At 41.5% G+C, this 376-nt stretch carries 1 protein-coding gene; it reads left to right on the top strand.

Translation table 11 applies throughout. The features are described 5' to 3' along the window. On the top strand, positions 1-376 hold a 376-nt coding region (locus O0V13_RS21550; protein WP_268037081.1), incomplete at both ends, for a RagB/SusD family nutrient uptake outer membrane protein.

The following is a 376-nucleotide window of genomic DNA, read 5'->3' as shown; positions in this document are numbered from 1 at the left end:
CCTATTGGGAATCGTTTTGAAATCAAAATCTGATATCAATGATCCTGCAAGCAGAGCTACTTTAGCTGAATGTTACAATCAACTGATTAGGGACTTGGAAGAAGCTGTGCAGCTTTTGGCTGAGTCAACCGGATTTAAAACCAGACCCAATTTGGCTGCGGGCTACGGACTTTTGGCTAAAAGTCAATTGATGATGTTTGATTATGAAAAGGCTGCCAATTCTGCATCTCTTGCATTGGAACATTATCCCTATAGGCTGGACTTCAATGACCTGGATTTGGAAGCCCGTCGACCATTTACCCGATTTGATAATGAAACGATTTTTTACTCGGTTCTGCATAGCTCTTCTTATACAAGAGCAGGGCAGACTTTTGTA

This window comes from Algoriphagus sp. PAP.12 (genome assembly GCF_026652115.1).
Classification (GTDB): domain Bacteria; phylum Bacteroidota; class Bacteroidia; order Cytophagales; family Cyclobacteriaceae; genus Algoriphagus.
This window is presented reverse-complemented; position numbering and strand designations above follow the sequence as displayed.